Annotated in this window: 17 protein-coding genes, 1 tRNA gene and 2 pseudogenes; 13 read left to right on the forward strand and 7 right to left on the reverse strand. The window is 60.7% G+C overall.

All coding sequences use genetic code 11. The features are described from left to right. Positions 1-273: 273 nt before the first annotated feature. Positions 274-1,008 carry a secretin N-terminal domain-containing protein gene (locus tag ACMGGN_RS05825; RefSeq protein WP_012315228.1) on the reverse strand — a complete coding sequence of 245 codons (735 nt, stop codon included), beginning with the start codon at positions 1,006-1,008 and terminating at the stop codon, positions 274-276. A 141-nt stretch (positions 1,009-1,149) separates the two neighbouring features. Between ACMGGN_RS05825 and ACMGGN_RS05830 the strand changes: the two genes are divergently transcribed. Both ACMGGN_RS05830 and ACMGGN_RS05835 read left to right on the forward strand, forming a co-directional pair. Further along, positions 1,150-2,304, forward strand: a complete 1,155-nt coding sequence (locus ACMGGN_RS05830) for a hypothetical protein (RefSeq protein WP_046785672.1) — start codon at positions 1,150-1,152, stop codon at positions 2,302-2,304. Positions 2,305-2,406: 102 nt separating this feature from the next. Then, complete coding sequence (locus ACMGGN_RS05835; RefSeq protein ID WP_115274354.1) at positions 2,407-3,849, forward strand: SulP family inorganic anion transporter; 1,443 nt, start codon at positions 2,407-2,409, stop codon at positions 3,847-3,849. A gap of 50 nt (positions 3,850-3,899) precedes the next feature. Here ACMGGN_RS05835 and fusA read toward each other — a convergent pair whose 3' ends face one another. Together fusA and ACMGGN_RS05845 are read right to left on the reverse strand one after the other, a co-directional pair. Next, positions 3,900-6,011, reverse strand: a complete 2,112-nt coding sequence (fusA, locus tag ACMGGN_RS05840) for an elongation factor G (RefSeq protein WP_046785674.1) — start codon at positions 6,009-6,011, stop codon at positions 3,900-3,902. A 73-nt stretch (positions 6,012-6,084) separates the two neighbouring features. After that, positions 6,085-6,510, reverse strand: a complete 426-nt coding sequence (locus tag ACMGGN_RS05845) for a hypothetical protein (protein ID WP_046785675.1) — start codon at positions 6,508-6,510, stop codon at positions 6,085-6,087. Positions 6,511-6,649: 139 nt separating this feature from the next. Here ACMGGN_RS05845 and ACMGGN_RS05850 point away from each other — a divergent pair, with 139 nt between their 5' ends. Further along, on the forward strand, positions 6,650-6,952 hold the full coding sequence (locus ACMGGN_RS05850; protein WP_012315223.1) for a hypothetical protein: 303 nt from the start codon (positions 6,650-6,652) through the stop codon (positions 6,950-6,952). 3 nt (positions 6,953-6,955) lie between these two features. Here the strand turns inward: ACMGGN_RS05850 and ACMGGN_RS05855 are convergent, their stop codons facing one another. Continuing rightward, positions 6,956-8,200: an aspartate aminotransferase family protein gene (locus ACMGGN_RS05855; protein ID WP_414156516.1), complete on the reverse strand. Its 1,245-nt coding sequence runs from the start codon at positions 8,198-8,200 to the stop codon at positions 6,956-6,958. A gap of 105 nt (positions 8,201-8,305) precedes the next feature. After that, positions 8,306-9,202 carry a LysR substrate-binding domain-containing protein gene (locus tag ACMGGN_RS05860; RefSeq protein WP_012315221.1) on the reverse strand — a complete coding sequence of 299 codons (897 nt, stop codon included), beginning with the start codon at positions 9,200-9,202 and terminating at the stop codon, positions 8,306-8,308. 255 nt (positions 9,203-9,457) lie between these two features. On the opposite strand from ACMGGN_RS05860, the gene ACMGGN_RS05865 reads away from it, so the two are divergent. The 8 genes from ACMGGN_RS05865 to ACMGGN_RS05900 all read left to right on the forward strand — a co-directional run bounded on the left by ACMGGN_RS05865 (position 9,458) and on the right by ACMGGN_RS05900 (position 15,765). Then, positions 9,458-10,840 (forward strand): amino acid permease, encoded by a 1,383-nt coding sequence (locus ACMGGN_RS05865; RefSeq protein WP_012315220.1) that lies wholly within the window; start codon positions 9,458-9,460, stop codon positions 10,838-10,840. A 106-nt stretch (positions 10,841-10,946) separates the two neighbouring features. Next, a complete protein-coding gene (locus tag ACMGGN_RS05870) occupies positions 10,947-11,447 on the forward strand; it encodes a PaaI family thioesterase (RefSeq protein WP_414156517.1) in 501 nt (166 codons plus the stop codon). 80 nt (positions 11,448-11,527) lie between these two features. Then, positions 11,528-11,959, forward strand: coding sequence for a GNAT family N-acetyltransferase (locus ACMGGN_RS05875; protein ID WP_115274358.1), 432 nt, complete (start codon positions 11,528-11,530; stop codon positions 11,957-11,959). Positions 11,960-12,112: 153 nt separating this feature from the next. Then, positions 12,113-12,502 (forward strand): helix-turn-helix domain-containing protein, encoded by a 390-nt coding sequence (locus ACMGGN_RS05880; protein ID WP_281869164.1) that lies wholly within the window; start codon positions 12,113-12,115, stop codon positions 12,500-12,502. Positions 12,503-12,565: 63 nt separating this feature from the next. After that, positions 12,566-13,204, forward strand: coding sequence for a UvrY/SirA/GacA family response regulator transcription factor (gene uvrY, locus ACMGGN_RS05885; RefSeq protein WP_012315215.1), 639 nt, complete (start codon positions 12,566-12,568; stop codon positions 13,202-13,204). A 5-nt stretch (positions 13,205-13,209) separates the two neighbouring features. Continuing rightward, a complete protein-coding gene (gene uvrC / locus ACMGGN_RS05890) occupies positions 13,210-15,033 on the forward strand; it encodes an excinuclease ABC subunit UvrC (RefSeq protein ID WP_115274360.1) in 1,824 nt (607 codons plus the stop codon). A 32-nt stretch (positions 15,034-15,065) separates the two neighbouring features. Continuing rightward, positions 15,066-15,626, forward strand: coding sequence for a CDP-diacylglycerol--glycerol-3-phosphate 3-phosphatidyltransferase (gene pgsA, locus ACMGGN_RS05895; RefSeq protein WP_046785681.1), 561 nt, complete (start codon positions 15,066-15,068; stop codon positions 15,624-15,626). A 63-nt stretch (positions 15,627-15,689) separates the two neighbouring features. Next, positions 15,690-15,765 (forward strand) — tRNA-Gly (locus tag ACMGGN_RS05900). A gap of 270 nt (positions 15,766-16,035) precedes the next feature. Here the strand turns inward: ACMGGN_RS05900 and ACMGGN_RS05905 are convergent. Both ACMGGN_RS05905 and ACMGGN_RS05910 read right to left on the reverse strand, forming a co-directional pair. Next, a pseudogene (locus ACMGGN_RS05905) lies at positions 16,036-16,365 on the reverse strand (ATP-binding protein); the annotation flags it as partial. 103 nt (positions 16,366-16,468) lie between these two features. Continuing rightward, positions 16,469-16,674, reverse strand: a pseudogene (locus tag ACMGGN_RS05910) (helix-turn-helix domain-containing protein); the annotation flags it as partial. 528 nt (positions 16,675-17,202) lie between these two features. Between ACMGGN_RS05910 and tssB the strand changes: the two are divergent. Next, positions 17,203-17,706, forward strand: a complete 504-nt coding sequence (tssB, locus tag ACMGGN_RS05915) for a type VI secretion system contractile sheath small subunit (RefSeq protein WP_012315105.1) — start codon at positions 17,203-17,205, stop codon at positions 17,704-17,706. Between the two features lie 34 nt (positions 17,707-17,740). After that, the gene (tssC, locus tag ACMGGN_RS05920; protein ID WP_115274363.1) at positions 17,741-19,279 is read left to right on the forward strand and encodes a type VI secretion system contractile sheath large subunit; all 1,539 of its coding nucleotides are present in this window, start codon (positions 17,741-17,743) and stop codon (positions 19,277-19,279) included. The last annotated feature ends 11 nt before the right edge of the window (positions 19,280-19,290 follow it).

Consider the following 19,290-nt stretch of genomic DNA (forward strand, 5'->3'; position numbering starts at 1 on the left):
CCGTCCCTCGGGACAACTTCTTCGTTGCAGTCGCAATCCCGTCGAACCGCCTTGTGGGCCGTATAGACACGAGGTGCCTCCAAGGGTGGGAGGAGGGCGCCTCGAAGGCCCTTGCCAGGGCCCCTGATTAGCGGGAGCGAGGCCATCATGCCCTTGGGAAAAAGAGCCTGTCAAATGTTTTGTAGTGCTTTTTTAGGCTTACTACATCTTTGGTCTAATGCGACTTGCTGGTCAGTTTCAAGGCCTTTGGTCGAGGCCTTGATTTGCCTGGGATCAGTCGAGAAGGTCGACTTTGACACGTAAAGTCATGTTTTCACCCCGTTGGGTGCTGTAAGTGCGGCTTGACGCGCTGAGATCGGCCTGGCTCTGCTGGTTGAACCCAGCCAGGGTAATCCACTCACCGAGCTTGCCGGTGACCGTCGTGTCGGTACTTTGTACTTTCACTACATCAGCACGTTCATGGCTCATTCGGTCATTATTGGTGCTTATTTGCAGGCGAACGGTTTCGCCGATCAGGCTTGGGGTCACGTAGAAACCCTGGGTCACATTACGGTATTCGGTGTTGCTCTGGATGCGCCCATAGCCGTCGGTGCTGGTACTGGTGACCGGGATGCTCTGGCCGACCTGGATCAGCGCCGGTTGGCCTTCGCTGGCCTGGACCTGTTGCAGGCCACCATCCCGGTTGCTGGTGCCGTAATGGATGATGCGCGCATTGCCACGGTTGTCCTGATAGTTGCTGTCGTTGTTGTCGACGCTGATCATCAGGCGCTTGGGCGCGGTGTCCAGCTGTTGCAGCAGGGCGCGCAGGTCGTCTACGCGTTCGGGGCTGGCAGTGACGATCAACTTGTTCTCGAAGGCGCTGACGCTACCGTCCTTGCCAATGAACGACTGGGCGGCGGGCAGCAGTTCGGCGCTGCTGCGGTGCTGCAGCGGCAGCACTTCGGTGGCGGCTTGGGCGGCCAGGCTGGCGGCCAGCAGCAGGGAAGTTAGAAAGGGGCGTAGCGCCATGTCCATGATCTCCGCAGGTGGAATCAACATGATGGCAAAATTGTGCGACTCGTGCCGGTTGTCCATCACAAGGTGTCTTTTATCCTGCTTTTATTCTATAAGATATAAATTATAGTCATCTGGATAATTAAGGATATTGACATGAGCCTTGCCCGCCCGATCTTCCGCCGCGAACAGTTGGCTCAAGCCCTGGTACGGGACCTGGCCGGCGAATCGTTCGTCGACTACAGCTCGGGTATGTTCCTCGCTGCACCAAGGCGCACGGGCAAGAGCACCTTCCTGAATAACGACTTCATTCCAGCCTGCCTGGAGCGCGGCTGGCTGCCGGTGTATGTCGACCTGTGGTCTGATCGTGATGCCGACCCTGCCGAGTTGATCAGCGGTGCCATCGGCAGCGCTCTGGCGCGTTTTGAAAGTACCTTGGCCAAAACCGCGAAGAAGGCGGGTATCGACAAGATCAACCTGCTGCGTACGCTCAGCTGGGATTTCACCCGCCCGCAACTGCCCGCCGGTACCACGCTGGCCCAGGCACTTGCGGTGCTGCATCAGGTGTGCGGGCAAATGGTGGTGCTGGTGGTGGATGAGGCGCAGCATGCCCTCAACAGCGAGGGTGGGCTGAACGCCATGTTCGCGCTCAAGGCGGCGCGCGATCACCTCAACCGGGGTGACCGCCCCGATGGCCTGCGCCTGGTGTTTACCGGGTCCAGCCGGGACAAGCTGGCCAATCTGGTGCTCAAGAGCAAGCAGCCATTCTATGGCGCCAGCATCACTGCGTTTCCGCTGTTGGGGCGGGACTTCGTCGACTTCGTGACCGGTGTCTGGAATGGCCGTCTGGCGGCCAGCAACCAGTTCAAGGCCGAGGACCTGGAGTATGCCTTTGAGCGTGTTGGCCGGCGCCCGGAGATGCTCGGCAAGTTGCTCACCGAGGTGAGTATCGGGCTGGGCGAGGCAGGCAACCTTGGCGAGCTGCTGCGCACCGGTGCGCTGAACCATCAGGCCGGGGTGTGGAGCGACTACGAAAGTGCCTGGAACGAGCTGTCTGCCTTGCAACAGGCGGTGCTGGCAGTGATGGCCGAGCGCACGCGGGCCCGGCAGCCGTTCTCGCCCTTCACCGAACAGACCTTCATCGACGTCAATCGCAAGCTGGAACAGGCTGCTGCCGAAGCCAACGCCACGACACCCAATGTGCAAAAAGCCCTGGATGCCTTGCGGGAAAAGGAGCTGGTGTGGAAGGCCAATCGCGGCGAGTACGCGCTGGAGGATGTGGCAATGGCCGAGTGGCTGGCGCGCGGCTAGGGCTGGGCTGCTCGCGGTGGCCACTGCCAGACAAATTCCGTAACATCCCGCCCTTCGATTGTTTTCAGTACCGGCCGCCTGGCCCTGCACCACAGGACACCCATGAAACCCGCCCGACTTCGCGCCGACCTGCTCGCCGGCCTGACCACTTCATTCGCTCTGGTGCCCGAGTGCATCGCTTTCGCCCTGGTGGCGCACCTCAACCCGCTGATGGGCCTGTACGGCGCCTTCATCATCTGTACCCTCACCGCGCTGTTCGGTGGTCGCCCGGGCATGATCTCCGGTGCTGCCGGCTCGATGGCGGTGGTGATCGTCGCCCTGGTGGTGCAACACGGTGCGCAGTATCTGCTGGCCACCGTGCTGTTGGGCGGTGTGGTGATGATCTTGTTCGGCCTGTTGCGCCTGGGCAAGCTGGTGCGCCTGGTGCCTTACCCGGTGATGCTTGGCTTCGTCAACGGCCTGGCGATCGTCATCGCCATGGCCCAGCTGGAGCACTTCAAGACGGGTGAGCAGTGGCTCAGCGGTACGCCGCTGTGGCTGATGATCGGCCTGGTGGCACTGACCATGCTGGTGGTGTATGTGCTGCCGAAGCTGACCCGCGCCGTGCCTCCAGCGCTGGTGGCGATCCTCGGCGTTGGCCTTTTGGTGTACCTGCTCGACCTGCCAACCCGCACCCTCGGCGACATGGCGCACATTGCTGGTGGGTTGCCGACGCTGGCCCTGCCGGACGTACCCTGGAACCTTGAAACGCTGAAGATCATCGCCCCTTACGCGGTGCTGATGGCCATGGTCGGCTTGCTGGAGACCCTGCTGACCCTGAACCTCACCGACGAGATCACCGAGAGCCGCGGCTACCCGGACCGCGAGTGCGTGGCCTTGGGTGCGGCCAACATGGTTTCCGGCTTGTGCGGTGGCATGGGCGGCTGCGCGATGATCGGCCAGACGGTGATCAACCTCAGCTCCAATGGCCGCGGCCGGCTGTCCGGCGTGGTGGCGGGGGTGATGATCCTGCTGTTCGTGCTGTTCCTGTCGCCGCTGATCGAGCGTATCCCGTTGGCGGCGCTGGTCGGGGTAATGTTCGTGGTCGCCCAGCAGACATTCGCGTGGGCGTCCTTGCGCGTGCTGCACAAAGTGCCGGTGAGCGATGTGCTGGCGATCATTGCCGTGACGGTGGTCACCGTGTTCACCGACCTGGCCACGGCCGTACTGTTCGGCATTGTCATCGCGGCGGTGAATTTTGCCTGGCAGCATGCGCGGGAGCTGTATGCCGACAGCCATGAAGACGCCGAGGGGGTCAAGCATTACCAGGTGCATGGCACGCTGTTCTTCGCCTCGGTCACGCCGTTTCTAAACCAGTTCGACCCAGCGGGTGACCCGGCCAAGGTTACCTTGGACTGCCAACATGTGAGCTTCGTCGATTATTCGGCAATTGCTGCATTGAAGACCTTGCGCGAGCGGTATGCCAAGGCGGGCAAGCAGCTGCGGGTGGTGCATCTGTCCGAGCGCTGCAAGAAACTGTTGAAGCGGGCAGGCGAGCAGCACTGAGTTCTTGCGGGGGCTGTGCTGGCCCTATCGCCGGCATAGCCCTCGCGGCTTCACTCCCCGCGATTCTTCTTCACAATGCCGTCAGCAATGCTCGCCGGCGCCTCGGCATAACGGGTGAACTCCATCGTGTAGCTGGCCCGCCCTTGGGTCATCGAGCGCATCGAGGTGGCGTAGCCGAACATTTCTCCCAGCGGCACCTCGGCACGGATCACCTTGCCGGCGGGGGTCTCGTCGCCATCCTGGATCATGCCGCGGCGCCGGCTCAGGTCGCCCATGATGTCGCCTTGGTATTCCTCGGGCGTGACCACTTCGACCTTCATCACCGGCTCCAGCAACACCGCTCCGCCTTTTTGCGACAGCTGCTTGGTGGCCATGGAGGCAGCGATCTTGTAGGCCATCTCGTTGGAGTCGACGTCGTGATAGGAGCCGTCGAACACCGCAGCCTTGAGGCTGATCAGTGGGTAGCCGGCAAGCACGCCGTTCTTCATCTGCTCCTCGATGCCTTTCTGGATCGCCGGGATGTACTCGCGGGGTACCACGCCGCCAACGATCTCGTTGATGAACTCCAGGCCTTCCTTGCCTTCATCGCCCGGTGCAAAGCGGATCCAGCAGTGCCCATACTGGCCGCGCCCGCCGGACTGGCGAACGAAGCGGCCCTCGATCTCGCAGGTGTTGCGGATCTTTTCGCGGTAGGCCACCTGGGGCTTGCCGATATTGGCCTCGACGTTGAACTCACGCCGCATGCGGTCGACGATGATGTCCAGGTGCAGTTCGCCCATGCCTGAAATGATGGTCTGGCCGGTCTCCTCATCAGTGCGCACGCGGAACGAGGGGTCTTCCTGGGCCAGCTTGCCCAGGGCGATGCCCATTTTCTCCTGGTCGGCTTTGGTTTTGGGTTCTACGGCCACGGAGATCACCGGGTCCGGGAAGTCCATGCGCTCGAGGATGATCGGTTTGTCCATGTCGCACAGCGTGTCGCCGGTCGTCACGTCCTTCATGCCGATCAGGGCGGCGATGTCGCCGGCGCATACATCCTTGATTTCTGCACGTTGGTTGGCGTGCATCTGCACCATTCGGCCTATGCGCTCCTTCTTGCCTTTGACCGAGTTGAGCACTGCGTTGCCGGAACTGAGCACCCCGGAGTACACCCGGGCAAACGTGAGCGTGCCGACGAACGGGTCGGTCGCGATCTTGAACGCCAGGGCCGAAAACGGTTCGTTGTCGTCGGCGTGGCGCTCCAGGTGTTTCTCTTCGTCGTCCGGGTCGGTGCCCTTGATTGCCGGGATCTCGGAGGGCGCGGGCAGGTAGTCGATCACCGCATCGAGCATCAGCGGCACACCTTTGTTCTTGAACGAGGAGCCAAGGATGGTCGGCACGATTTCGTTGGCAATGGTGCGCTGGCGCAGGGCGGCCTTGATCTCGTCGATGCTCAGCTCCTCGCCATCGAGAAACTTGGTGGTCAACTCATCATTGGCCTCGGCCGCCGCTTCGACCATGTGCGCACGCCATTCGTCGGCCAGTGCCTTGAGTTCGTCCGGGATTTCTTCTTCGCGGTAGGTGGTGCCATGGTCGGCGTCGTTCCAGTAGATCGCCTTCATCTTCACCAGGTCGATCTGGCCGATGAAGTTCTCTTCGCTGCCGATGGCCAGCTGGATGGGTACCGGGTGATGCCCCAGGCGCTTGTCGATCTGTTTGACCACGCGCAGGAAGTCTGCGCCTTGGCGGTCCATCTTGTTGATATAGGCCAGGCGCGGGACGTGATACTTGTTGGCCTGGCGCCACACCGTCTCGGACTGCGGCTCTACCCCGTCGGCACCGCTGAACACCACCACGGCGCCATCGAGCACGCGCAGCGAACGTTCCACCTCGATGGTGAAGTCGACGTGGCCGGGGGTATCGATGATGTTGAAACGGTACTTGTCGGCGAACTGCTTGGTCGAGCCCTGCCAGAAGGCCGTGGTCGCCGCCGAGGTGATGGTGATGCCGCGTTCCTGTTCCTGGGCCATCCAGTCCATGGTCGCGGCGCCATCGTGCACCTCGCCCATCTTGTGGTTGACCCCGGTGTAGAACAGGATGCGCTCGGTGGTCGTGGTCTTGCCGGCATCCACGTGGGCGACGATACCAATGTTGCGGTACAGCTCGATGGGCGTTGTGCGGGCCATGACGGACTACCTGCGGATGAGCGGATTCTCCCAAGGTAGCAGAGCGGGAGAATCCTGCTTTACCGCCGGGCCGTCAGTCGGCCTGGGCTTGCAGCAGCCACTGGCCGTCCACTTCGCGGGCAACGCCGCTGGCGGGCAGCAGGGCCAGCAGGCGCTCGTGCAGAGCCGCTTCGGTGAAGGTCTTGAGGGTGGTCAGGTCCAGGGCACCGACCGGGTTCAGGTCTGCCTTGGTGTACGACAGCCAGGCTTTTTTCAGTACCTGCGCCACGTCGCTGCCGGCTGTGGTGGCGAAACGGCGGTGCCATTGGCGACCATCGAGGGTGAAGCTGTGGGCGTGGGTATAGGTGCTTTCGTCGCCACCTTCGGTGCAGCGGTGGCAGCGGCACGGGCCTTCGCCGAAGGCGTTGCGCAGGTAAGCGTTGAAATCCACGACGGGCTTGAGGGTCAGGCGTTTGTCGACCTCGAACAGGTCGGCGATCAGGGGTTCTTCGGCGCTCACTCGGTGTCCTCGTGTGGTGTGGCGTGCATCGGCGGGCACCCTAACAGATCAGGGCGGGGGAGGCCATTAGAGACAACTGCGCACAGCTGCCGTACTCTACGCGCCCGCAAGCCTGCATCCAACACCGAGGTAACCCCGCTTGAGCACCCAGTTCCCGTACACCGCCACCGTCACCATCAGCGCCGAAGACCGTGGGGGCGATATCGAGGCCTCGGAAAACCCCAGCATGCGTGTTGGCCTGGAAGCCGTGACCGAAACCCTGAAGAAGGTGCATTTCGTCGGTACGCTCGCGGCCCCGGAAAAGCCGGCCACGCATATCTGCGTGACGCTGGAGAACGGCCTGACCTACTACGGCCCGATCGTCAACGGCCACGCCGAACTCGAAGGCGGCTGGATCGCTTTCGAATCCGACATGCTCACCCCGGAAGAGCTGGGCCTGTAAGCCTCAGTTCAACTCGACCAGGCACTGCTCGAAGATGTTCAACCCTTCTTCGAGCACCTCGGCTTCGATGGTCAGTGGCGCCAGCAGGCGAATGATGTGTCGCGCCTTGCCGCTGGGCATCAGCAACAGGCCTTTTGCCCTTGCTGCATCCATGACCTTGGCCAGCTGAGCGGGGGCAGGGCTGCCGTCGCCATTGACGAATTCGATCCCGCGCATCGCGCCGACGCCTGTCAGGCGTCCGATGAACGGGAAGCGTTGCTGCCAGCGTCCAACCCGGCTGACGATGGCCTGCTCCTGGCGCTCGCCCCATGTGGCGACGTTCTCATCGGTCATCTGCACCAGGCTCGCCAGCGCCGCTGCACAGGCAATCGGATTGCCCGAATAGGTCCCGCCGAGGCCGCCCTTGGGCAGCGCCGCCATCAACCCCTGGCGCCCGACCACCGCCCCCAGCGGCATGCCGCCGGCGATACTTTTGGCCAACAGCAGCAGGTCTGGCTCGATGCCAAGCCGCGGGAAGGCGAAGCGCTGGCCGGTGCGGCCGAAACCTGACTGGATCTCGTCGATGATGATCAGGATCCCGCGCTCGTCGCAGAAACGGCGCAGCGCCTGAGCAAAGGCCGGGTCCAGGGCGAGGAAGCCACCTTCACCTTGCACGGGCTCCAGGATGAACGCCGCCACGTCCTCTACTGCCAGCTCGACGCTGAACAGGCGGTCCATGGCCTTGAGCGCCTGCTCGCAAGTGACGCCGGTATCGGCGCTGGGGTAGGGCAGGTGGTACACCGGCCCCGGCAGTTCACCTACGCGTTGTTTGTAGGGGGCGACCTTGCCGTTGAGGTTCAGGGTTGCCAGGGTGCGGCCATGAAAGCCGCCATCGAAAGCGATGATGGCGCGCTTGCCGGTGGCACCGCGGGCGACTTTGAGGGCGTTTTCCGCCGCTTCTGCGCCGCTGTTGGTAAGCATGCCGGCCAGCGGGTAGCTGACCGGCACGAACGCGCGCAGGCGCTCCATGAGCTCCAGGTAAGGGCCGTGAGGCGCCGCGTTGAAAGCATAGTGGGTCAGGCGCGTGGCCTGGGCCTGGATGGCCGCGACCACGGCCGGGTTGCAGTGGCCCAGGTTGAGCACGCCGATGCCGCCGACGAAGTCGATGTAACGTTTGCCGTCGGTATCCCAGACTTCGGCATTACGGCCATGGGAAAGTGTAATCGGATGAACGATGGCAATGGATTGGCTGATACTTTCCAGATTCATGGGCACGCGGACCTTGTTCGAGTTTCTTAATATCGAAGCGCGCCGAAGTGTCGTTCCGCAAACGAATTATTCGATTGCGTTCATTCCCTGGATTCGCGAACTTGGTCAATCTCCCTCTGCCACGCGTTCACCAATCCACTGCACGAAGGCCCTTATCTTCGGCACCTCTGCCGCATGCTCGGCATGGGCGATGAAGTGCCGCCCATTGCTCGCCACCGGGTGGTCCCAGGCCACTACCAACTTGCCTTCGCTCAACTCCTCGGCCACCAGATAGCGCGGGATCAGGGCGATGCCGCAACCGGCGATGGCCGCACGTATGCACAGGTAGAACGTGTCGAAGCGCGGCCCGTGGTAGCTGTTCTGGCTGTGCAGGCCCAGCCCCAGAAACCATTCGTGCCAGGCCTCCGGGCGAGATGCGCATTGCAGCAAGCGGTGCTCGGTGAGGGCTTGGGCGCTGTCGAAACGGTGCCTGGCCTGTAGCTGCGGGGCGCACACCGGCACCACCTCTTCGCTGAACAGTTCGATGCAGGTTGCCCCTGGCCAGGTGCCCTGGCCGAAAAAGAAGGCGATGTCGGCCTTGGCCTGCACCAGGTCGAACGGCTCCAGTTCGTTGCGGATGTCCAGGTGGATGCGCGGGTAGCGGTCACCGAAGCCTTTGAGCCTGGGCACCAGCCAGCGCGCACCGAAGGTGGGCTGGGTGGCGATGCGCAGCACTTCGGTTTCGTCGCCATAGCTGAGGATGTAGCGGCTGGAAATGTCGATCTGGTTAAGGATCTTGTTCACTTCGGTCAGGTACAGGGCGCCCGCCGGCGTCAGGTGCAGGCGCCGGCGAATGCGCTGGAACAGCGAGTGCGCCAGCATTTCTTCAAGTTGCGCGACCTGCTTGCTGACGGCGCTCTGGGTCAGGTGAAGTTCCTGTGCCGCCCGGGTGAAGCTCAGGTGGCGGGCGGCCGCTTCGAAGCACTGCAGGGCGGTAGTCGAGGGCATCAGGCGTTTGGACATGGCAGGCGCGTACCGAGCAAAAAAGGAAGGAGTTCATTCCATATTGGAATCATGTGCTTCGAAAAGGTCGTTTGTTGACCTCGCCCTATAGATTAATACTGACCTGGATCAACGATTACAACCGGTACTGCGAAGAGGAGGCAAGTGCACCGCCGGCGACTTCAAAACAAGAAAAAAGAACATCACCACTTACAAGAATTCTGCTCCAACTTTTTCAGCCGTCCCTGCGGCGGCCGACCCATTCGAGGGTTCTCCATGGCTTCGCTAGAAAACAAGAAACAGCGTTCCCTGCAGCACGGCCTGACCTCCCGTCAGGTGTCGATGATTTCCATTGCCGGCATCATTGGCGCCGGCCTGTTCATCGGTTCCTCCAACGCCATTGCCACCGCTGGCCCGGCCATTCTCATCTCCTACGCCATGACTGGCCTGCTGGTGTTGCTGGTGATGCGCATGCTTGGCGAAATGGCCATCGCCAACCCCAACAGCGGCTCCTTCTCCACGTACGCCTCCGAGGCCATCGGCCCCTGGGCAGGGTTCACCATCGGCTGGCTGTACTGGTGGTTCTGGGTGCTGATCATCCCGGTCGAAGCCATCGCCGGGGCTGACATCCTGCATGCCTACTTCCCGGCGGTACCGTCCTGGCTGTTCGCCTTCCTGATCATGTTTGTGCTGTCGGGCACCAACCTGGTCAGCGTGAAGAACTTCGGTGCGTTCGAGTACTGGTTTGCCCTGGTCAAGGTAATCGCGATCATTGCCTTCATCGTGGTCTGCAGCCTGGCTGTGTTCGGCTTCTGGCCGCTGGCCGAAGTCTCAGGGGTGAGCCGGCTTTGGGACAGCGGCGGGTTCATGCCCAATGGCTTCGGTACGGTGCTCGGTGGCGTGCTGATCACCATCTTCTCGTTCTTTGGCGCCGAGATCGTCACCATTGCCGCTGACGAGACCGCCAACCCGAAAGACAAGATTCGCCGCGCCACCAACCTGGTGGTGTACCGCATCGCGATCTTCTACCTGGCCTCGATCTTCCTGGTGGTGTCGCTGGTGGCCTGGAACGATCCGCAACTCAAGGCCGTGGGCTCGTTCCAGCGGGTACTTGAGGTGCTGAATGTGCCCGGGGCGAAACTGCTGGTCGACCTGGTGGTGCTGGTGGCGGTCACCAGTTGCATGAACTCCGGCCTCTACACTGCTTCGCGGATGCTGTATTCCCTGGGTGCCCGCGGCCAGGCACTGAGCATGACCAAGCGTATCTCCGGTGCCGGCGTGCCGACGGTGGCGGTTATCCTCTCGACCCTGGCAGGCTTTGCCGGCTGCTTCGTCAACTACGTGTTCCCCGGCAAGGTGTTCGGCTTCCTGTTGTCGACCACTGGCGCGATTGCCTTGCTGGTGTACCTGGTGATTGCCGTCTCGCAGTTGCGCATGCGGGCCCGCGCTGATCGAGAGGGGCGGCCGCTGGAGCTGAAGATGTGGCTGTTCCCCTGGCTGACCTGGCTGGTGATCGGCACCATCGTGATGGTGCTGGGCTACATGCTGTTCAGTGATGCCTACCGTTACGAGACGCTGATGACGGCCGGGGTGACCTTGTTCATCCTGCTGGTTTCGCTGACCCAGCGGCGTGCCAGGGCGGTGGCGCAACCTGCCTGATCCTTGCGGGGCGCTTTGCGCCCCTGCATTTTCATTGGCCCCTGCCAAACGCGGCGCTAACATCGCAGCTTGCATCCCTTCCCATTCCAACAAGCACAGGAAGCGTATGAACGAACAAGCTCTCTCCCTGCAGGCACTGGCCGCACCCGACGGCATTTGCTACGGCTGCGGCGTTGCCCACCCCAGCGGCCTGCATGTGCAGAGCCATTGGGACGCCGACGGTATCCATCTGCTGTGCCGTCACACGCCCGACACCACCTTCACCGGCTGGCCGGGGCTCGTCTACGGCGGCCTGCTGGCGATGCTGGTCGATTGCCACTCCAACTGGGCTGCCATGGCTTACCACTACCGGGCCGAAGGGCGTACCCCCGGCAGCCTGCCGCGTATCGACTGTGTCACCGGCAGCCTGGGCCTGAACTACCTCAAGCCCACACCCATGGGGGTCGAGCTGCTGCTCAAGGCGCGTGTGGAAGGCGAAGTCGGACGCAAGACACGGGTAGTCTGCGAGGTCTGGGCGGGGGATGTGCTGACCGTCTGCGCCGATTCGGTGTTCGTCCGTGTGGATACCCAAAAGCTCAAGTTCAAGGCCCATGGCCAGGTGAGCTGACAACGGCAGGAGAGCCCCATGACCCGCTGTAAGCGCGAGCTGCCCGGCCACCGTTGGTTGTGCACCCTGGACGGTGTGTGATGCCCATTGAGCTGATACCTGCCACCGATGCCCACCGCACCTTCGCCCGTGACCTCACGCGTCGGGCCATGCTGGCGTACTACCGGGAGTTCGATCTGTTGTGGATCGAAGAAGCGTTCGATCAGGCCTGGGATTGGCGCGAGCAGTGGCTGGTCGTAGACGGGGACCGCGTGCTGGGCTTCTGCAGCCTCAGCAAGGACCGTCAGGCATTGTTCATTCGCGAGCTGCACCTGCTGCCTGAGCATCGCGGGCAAGGGGTTGGCAGTTGGGTGCTGCAAGCGCTGGCTGCCAAGGCGGCGCAGCAGAGGCTGCCGCTGCTGCGCTTGATGGTGTTCAAGAGCAACCCGGCGCGGCGGCTGTACCGGCGCCAGGGGTTTGTCGAAATGGGCGAGGATGAGTGTTTTGTGCGTATGCAGAAGGTGGTCGCCTGATCTTTGCTGATCGAGCTTGCGGCCCTAGGTGCTGGCTCAATACTGGCTTGCGACCCCGGCGTGCGATGGGCATAGTGACCGAGCAGTCTGCAAGAGCCCACAGGGTTGTGAGCAGTATCCGACGATGGCTAGGGAAGCAGGAGAAGCATCAGTATGAATGGGCTCGGTACGCGTCTTAGGGAAGAGCGTGAACGGCTGGGGATGACCCAGCGGGTGTTTGGTGATATCGGCGGCGTCGAGCCCAATGCCCAGGGCAAATATGAAAGTGGCGAGCGCACACCGAGGGTCGACTACCTGGCTGCCCTGACGGCCAGAGGAGTCGACGCGCTCTATGTGCTCAGCGGTGTGCGCACCCCGGCGCCGCTGGAAAGCCTGACGGCGGATGAAACCGGTTTAGTGGCCGCGTTCAGGCGCCTGGCGGCCGACGACAAAGCGGCGTTTGCGCATTTGCTTGAGCGCCTGATGGGCGATGCAGGCCGCAGTGATGCGATGCGGCCACAGTGGCGTGAACGTAGGACATTTCCTAAGGAAGTTTTACGCTAGGCCCGTCTTGAAAAATTTTGTTAAGGTGGCGGGATCCAATCGCCCTGTTGACGAGGTGTCTGCTTGATTAGGGTCCTAGTGGTCGACGACCACGATCTGGTGCGAACCGGTATTACACGCATGCTGGCCGATATCGACGGCTTGCAGGTAGTGGGGGAGGCGGATTCGGGCGAGTCGGCGCTCAAGCTGGTCCGGGAGCTCAAGCCGGATGTCGTGCTGATGGACGTCAAGATGCCTGGTATTGGTGGCCTTGAGGCTACCCGCAAATTGTTGCGCAGCCACCCTGACACCAAGGTGGTGGCCGTGACCGTGTGTGAAGAAGACCCGTTCCCCACGCGCCTGATGCAGGCCGGGGCGGCCGGCTACCTGACCAAGGGCGCGGGGCTGGACGAGATGGTCCAGGCCATCCGTCTGGCGTTTGCCGGGCAGCGTTACATCAGCCCGCAGATTGCCCAGCAACTGGCGCTCAAGTCGTTCCAACCGCAAGGGTCGCCGTTCGACGCCCTGTCGGAGCGGGAAATCCAGATCGCCCTGATGATCGTCGGTTGCCAGAAGGTTCAGCTCATCTCGGACAAGTTGTGCCTGTCGCCCAAGACCGTCAATACTTACCGGTATCGGATCTTTGAAAAACTCTCGGTCACCAGCGACGTCGAACTGACCTTGCTGGCCGTTCGCCACGGTATGGTCGACGCAAGCCTCTGAACCTCATGTCCCAAGTCTTTGATGCCAGCGCGTTCCTGGCGACCTGTAGCGCTCGCCCGGGCGTCTACCGGATGTTCGATAGCGAGACTCGGTTGCTCTATGTGGGCAAGGCCAAGAACCTCAAGAAGCGTTTGGCCAGCTATTTCCGCAAGACCGGCCTGGCGCCCAAGACCGCTGCGCTGGTAGGGCGCATCGCCCAGGTCGAAACCACCATCACCGCCAATGAGACCGAGGCGCTGCTGCTCGAGCAGAACCTCATCAAGCAGTGGCGGCCGCCGTACAACATTCTGCTGCGCGACGATAAATCCTACCCGTATGTGTTTCTGTCCGACGGCCAATTCCCACGGCTGGGCATTCACCGTGGCGCGAAAAAAGCCAAGGGGCGCTACTTTGGTCCATACCCCAGCGCTGGGGCCATCCGCGAAAGCCTCAGCCTGCTGCAAAAAGCCTTCTCGGTACGCCAATGCGAGGACAGCTACTACGCCAACCGTACCCGCCCATGCCTGCAGTACCAGATCAAACGCTGCAAGGGGCCGTGTGTGGGGCTGGTCGACGCAGAGGAATATGCCGAGGATGTGCGCCATTCGGTGATGTTCCTCGAGGGCCGCAGCCAGCAGTTGGGCAATGAGCTCAATGCCGAGATGGAAAAGGCCGCGATGGCCCTGAACTTCGAGAAGGCAGCCGAGCTGCGCGACCAGATCGCCTTGCTGCGCCGGGTCCAGGACCAGCAATACATGGAAGGCGGGTCTGGTGATGTGGATGTGGTCGCCGCCTTCGTCAACCCCGGTGGCGCCTGCGTGCACCTGATCAGCGTGCGCGGTGGGCGGGTGCTGGGCAGCAAGAACTTCTTCCCGCAGGTCGGCATTGAAGAAGAGGTGGCCGAAGTGATGGCCGCTTTCCTGTCCCAGTACTACCTGGGCAATGCCGAGCGCGAATTGCCGGGTGAGTTGATCGTCAACGTGGTGCACGAGGACTTCGCTGCCATCAGCGAGGCACTGCAAACCCTGCGCGGCCGCGAGCTGACCATCAGCCACCGCGTGCGTGGCACCCGTGCCCGTTGGCAGCAACTGGCGGTGACTAACGCCGAACAGGCGCTCAATGCCCGTCTGGCCAACCGCCAGCACATGGCTTCGCGGTTCGAGGCCCTGGCCGAGGTGCTGGGCCTGGACGAAGTGCCCCAGCGCCTGGAGTGCTACGACATCAGCCACTCCAGCGGCGAGGCCACGGTAGCCAGTTGCGTGGTATTCGGCCCCGAAGGCCCGCTCAAGTCCGATTACCGTCGCTTCAACATCGAAGGCGTGACCGCTGGCGACGACTACGCCGCTATGCACCAGGCCCTGACGCGCCGCTACGGGCGTATCAAGGACGGCGAGGGCAAATTGCCTGACGTGCTGCTGGTGGACGGCGGCAAGGGCCAGCTGAATATGGCTCGCGAAGTGATGCAGGAGCTGGCCTTCACCGACCTGACCCTGCTCGGTGTGGCCAAGGGCGTGACCCGCAAGGCCGGTTTCGAGACCCTTTACCTCAATGACGTGGCGCACGAGTTCACCCTCAAGGGCGACAACCCGGCGCTGCACCTGATCCAGCAGATCCGCGACGAAGCTCACCGTTTTGCCATCACTGGCCACCGCGCCCGCCGCGGCAAGGCCCGCCGTGTGTCCAGCCTGGAAGACGTTGCCGGGGTAGGGCCCAAGCGCCGCCGCGACCTGCTGAAACATTTCGGCGGCCTGCAGGAGCTCAACCGCGCCAGTATCGATGAAATCGCCAAAGCCCCCGGCATCAGTAAAAAGCTTGCCGAGTCGATTTATGCCAGCCTGCATAGCGAGTAGAATGCGGGCTCAACCCGCAGCCAGTCGTACCGATGAATATTCCAAACCTGCTCACCGTTCTACGCGTCCTGCTCATTCCGATCTTCATCTTGCTGTTCTATATGCCCTATCACTGGAGCTATATGGCCGCCAGCACGGTGTTCGCCATCGCCGCCGCCACCGACTGGCTGGACGGCTACCTGGCCCGTCGCCTGCAGCAGAGCACGCCGTTCGGCGCGTTCCTCGACCCTGTGGCCGACAAGCTGATGGTCGCCGTAGCCCTGGTGCTGCTGGTGCAGGTGCACGCCAACTTCTGGCTGACCCTGCCGGCCGCCGTGATCATCGGCCGCGAAATCGTCGTTTCGGCCCTGCGCGAGTGGATGGCTGAACTGGGGGCGCGGGCGCATGTGGCGGTGTCCAACCTCGGCAAGTGGAAAACCGCAGCGCAAATGCTGGCGCTGATCATCTTGCTGGCCAACCCGCCGCTGGTGACCTTCTGGGTGATTCTGGGCTACGGGTTGCTGCTGGTTGCCGCTGCGCTGACGCTGTGGTCCATGGCCCATTACCTGCTGGCCGCCTGGCCGCACCTGCGTGAAGGTTCGGAACAAAAATAAAACTTTTTTGAATCAAGGGGTTGACGCCGTTTTAGATATCGCTAGAATGGCACCCATCACGACGCGGGAATAGCTCAGTTGGTAGAGCACGACCTTGCCAAGGTCGGGGTCGCGAGTTCGAGTCTCGTTTCCCGCTCCAAATTCGATCCTCAGTGCGTCGCTGAGATCACAAAAAAGAGGCCTAAGGGCCTCTTTTTTTTGTGCCTGCGATTTGGCAGCTTGCCTGCGTGCCGGCGACAGCGCCCGCCCAGGTGAAACAGGCTTAACGGCCTAGCGCACGGTACGCGGCTCGGTCGGCAGCTGCATGCGGATTCCACGACTCTTGGACACCCAGCCCACGATCATTTGGACGCTCATTCCACGCTCGCTTGGACAGGCAGTCGGAGCGCAGCGACGCAGGTTTGAATTGTTAGTCTGAAGCCGCTGCCGCCGTCAATTTTGTTGCGCGCCTGCGCATCGATTCGCCCTTCAGTTCGATCCGATAAGCGTTTTGCACCAGCCGGTCGAGGATCGCATCGCCCAAGGTCGGATAGCCGATCAACGCATGCCATTTGTCCACCGGCATCTGGCTGGTGACCAGCGTCGAGCTGTTGCCGTAGCGGTCGTCCAGCAGTTCGAGCATGTCGCGACGTTGCGCTGCGGTAAACGGTGCCAAGCCCCGGTCGTCCAGGATCAGCAGGTCAGTCTTGGCGTATCCGGCCATCAATTTGGCGAAGCGACCGTCGCTGCGGGCAAGGCCCTGGCCCCAGGGCGACGCAATCCGGTGTGTACCCATGCTCATTCAGGCATCGGTCGCTGATCGGTCGGCACTGGCGCTGCCGGTGGAAACAGCCGTCGATTCAAAGGTAGCGTTTTCGCCACTTGAACACTGTGGTTGAAGTGATCTCTAACTGCTCACAGATGGCCTTGGGGTCACCCCTTCAGCGAGTAAAAGAAGTATCCGCGCCCGTTGCCCGAGGCTTCGCTCCAGCGTCCTCCTGCGTAACCAATGTTGAAGCGTAATGGCGTCAGCAGGTTGCAGTGAAAAGGAAGCGATGGGTCGGGGCATCCGAGAAACCAGGCGAGGTATGAAGGCAGACAGTATATCAATATTCGTTAGAAAATTAACTAACCGCTCACGGCGCTAGTACATGTTTGCTATTTGCGGCTTTGGTTTGGGGTGGCGCTTTTGAACTTGTAGGAATTTTCTGTTCTGGTGCGGCTTGGTGGAAATAACTTGCATTTTATGCATGTTGATCATTATTTCGTCTGAGGTTGTTTTTGTTGATTTGGGTCAATGCGTCGATGGCGGTCGGGTTGCTCTTATTAAATGCATCAATGTTGGCGCTCTAGTGTGCGGCTTCGAACATTTGTTGTCATCTTAGGTATGCCTTGTAGGACGCTTCCTTATTTTAGAAAGGGGGTGGCGCGGCGCCAAAAGATGCGCCATGGTTATCGGGGAGGCACTTCCGGGTAGCGCTTCCGCCCAAGTAGTCGTACGCAGTGGTTCGACTGGCCTTGATTAATTTTGTTGGGGTTCGGTGGCGCTCATTTGGGCGTTGGCTCCCGCTAGAAATCCCGGTTCGCAGGAGGTGGTATGGCTTCAAATAGCTTTCAGAATGAAGTGCCGAAGGCACGTGTCAATATCAAGCTTGATCTGCATACAGGTGGCGCCCAGCGCAAGGTGGAACTTCCCCTTAAACTCATTCTGATGGGAGACTACAGCAACGGGAAGGAAAAGCGCCAGCTATCAGAGCGGCCGAAGGTAAATATCAACAAGAATAATTTTGACAGCGTGCTGTCCGATCTCTCTCCGAGTCTCAAGGTTATTGTTGACGATACGCTGTCGGGCGAGGGTGGGGAAACACCGGTCGAACTGAGCTTTCAGCGCATGAAGGACTTCGAGCCAGAACAGGTTGCTCTGCAGATTCCTCAGTTGCGTGCACTGTTGGCGATGCGAAATTTGCTGCGCGAATTGAAGGCCAATCTTCTGGATAACGCAACGTTTCGTGCTGAATTGGAGCGGATACTTAAAGATGAAGCACTGAGTGACGAGTTGCGTAAGGAACTTGCTGCCCTTGCACCGCCAAGCGAGCGCTAGAAAACCATCATCTCGACAGACTGGAAGCTAATAAATGTCCGAAGAACAATCTTCTGCGCAATCGCGTGGCGCCACCGTGCAGGTGGAAGAAAACCAGAGCGTCTATCACGCGCTGTTTGAAAGAATAAACCTTGAACCGCTTGATCAGATGGGTGGCATTGAGGTGTTCCAAAGTATCGATGCGTTGTCAGAAGCGACAGCTAATGAGCGCGTTACTGCTTCGGTGAGCGTTTTTCTGGACCGTCTCAAACAAGTCTCTCCGAAGGTGGAGAAGCTGGACAGGGCTCTGCTGGATGAGCACATCGCCTCGATTGACGCTCAGATCAGCAGCCAGCTGGACGCGGTCATGCATCACCCGGATTTTCAACGGGTCGAATCAATCTGGCGCGGCGCGAAGTCGTTGATTGACCAAACGGATTTCCGTCAAAACGTCCGAATTGAGCTGCTCGATATCAGTAAGGAGCATCTGGCGCAGGACTTTGAAGACGCGCCGGAGATCGCGCAAAGCGGTTTGTATCTGCATACCTATACCCAGGAATACGATACGCCTGGTGGTGAGCCTATCGCGGCGGCAGTTTCGAATTATGAGTTTGGGCGAGGGGCGCAAGATATTGCATTGTTGCGCAATGTTTCGAAAGTGGCGGCTGCATCCCATATGCCGTTTTTGTACTCGGTTGGTCCGGCCTTCTTCGGAAAAAACACCATGGAGGAAGTGTCCGCGATCAAGGATATCGGTAACTACATGGATCGTGCGGAGTATATTAAGTGGCACGGCTTCAGGCAAACTGACGATGCTCGTTATGCGGGCGGGATAACACCCCGCACATTAGGGCGCTTGCCTTATGGGCCTGATACGAACCCTGTGCGATCTTTCAACTATGTGGAGCGAGTCAAGGGGCCGGATCACAGCAAGTATTTGTGGGTAAGCTCGACATTCGCGTTCGCGGCGAACATGGTCAAGAGCTTTATTGCCAATGGCTGGTGCGTGCAGATTCGAGGGCCACAGTCGGGTGGCGCGGTTACCGACCTGCCGATTCATTTGTACGACATGGGGACGGGTAGTCAAGTCAAGATCCCCTCGGAAGTTATGATTCCGGAGACCCGAGAGTTTGAGTTTGCCAATTTGGGCTTGATTCCGCTCTCGTATTACAAGAATCGTGACTACGCATGTTTCTTCTCGGCCAACTCAGCGCACAAGCCGGCAATCTATGACACGGCGGAGGCCACGGCAAATAGTCGTATCAATTCGAGGTTGCCCTATGTGTTCCTGCTTTCTCGCATTGCACATTATTTGAAAGTTATCCAGCGGGAGAATATTGGTACAACTAAAGACCGTCGCCTGTTGGAGTTGGAGCTCAATAGGTGGGTCAGTGGCCTGGTCACCGAGATGACCGATCCGGGAGATGACTTGCAAGCTTCCCACCCGCTGAGAGAGGCAAAAGTGGTTGTCGAGGACATTGATGACAACCCGGGCTTCTTCAGGGTCAAGTTGTTCGCTGTGCCGCATTTCCAGGTTGAAGGTATGGACATCAACCTCTCATTGGTTTCGCAGATGCCCAAAGCAAAATCTTGATTGCGGTTGCA

It is taken from the genome of Pseudomonas sp. BNK-30 (assembly GCF_047456185.1).
Classification (GTDB): Bacteria; Pseudomonadota; Gammaproteobacteria; order Pseudomonadales; family Pseudomonadaceae; genus Aquipseudomonas; species Aquipseudomonas putida_E.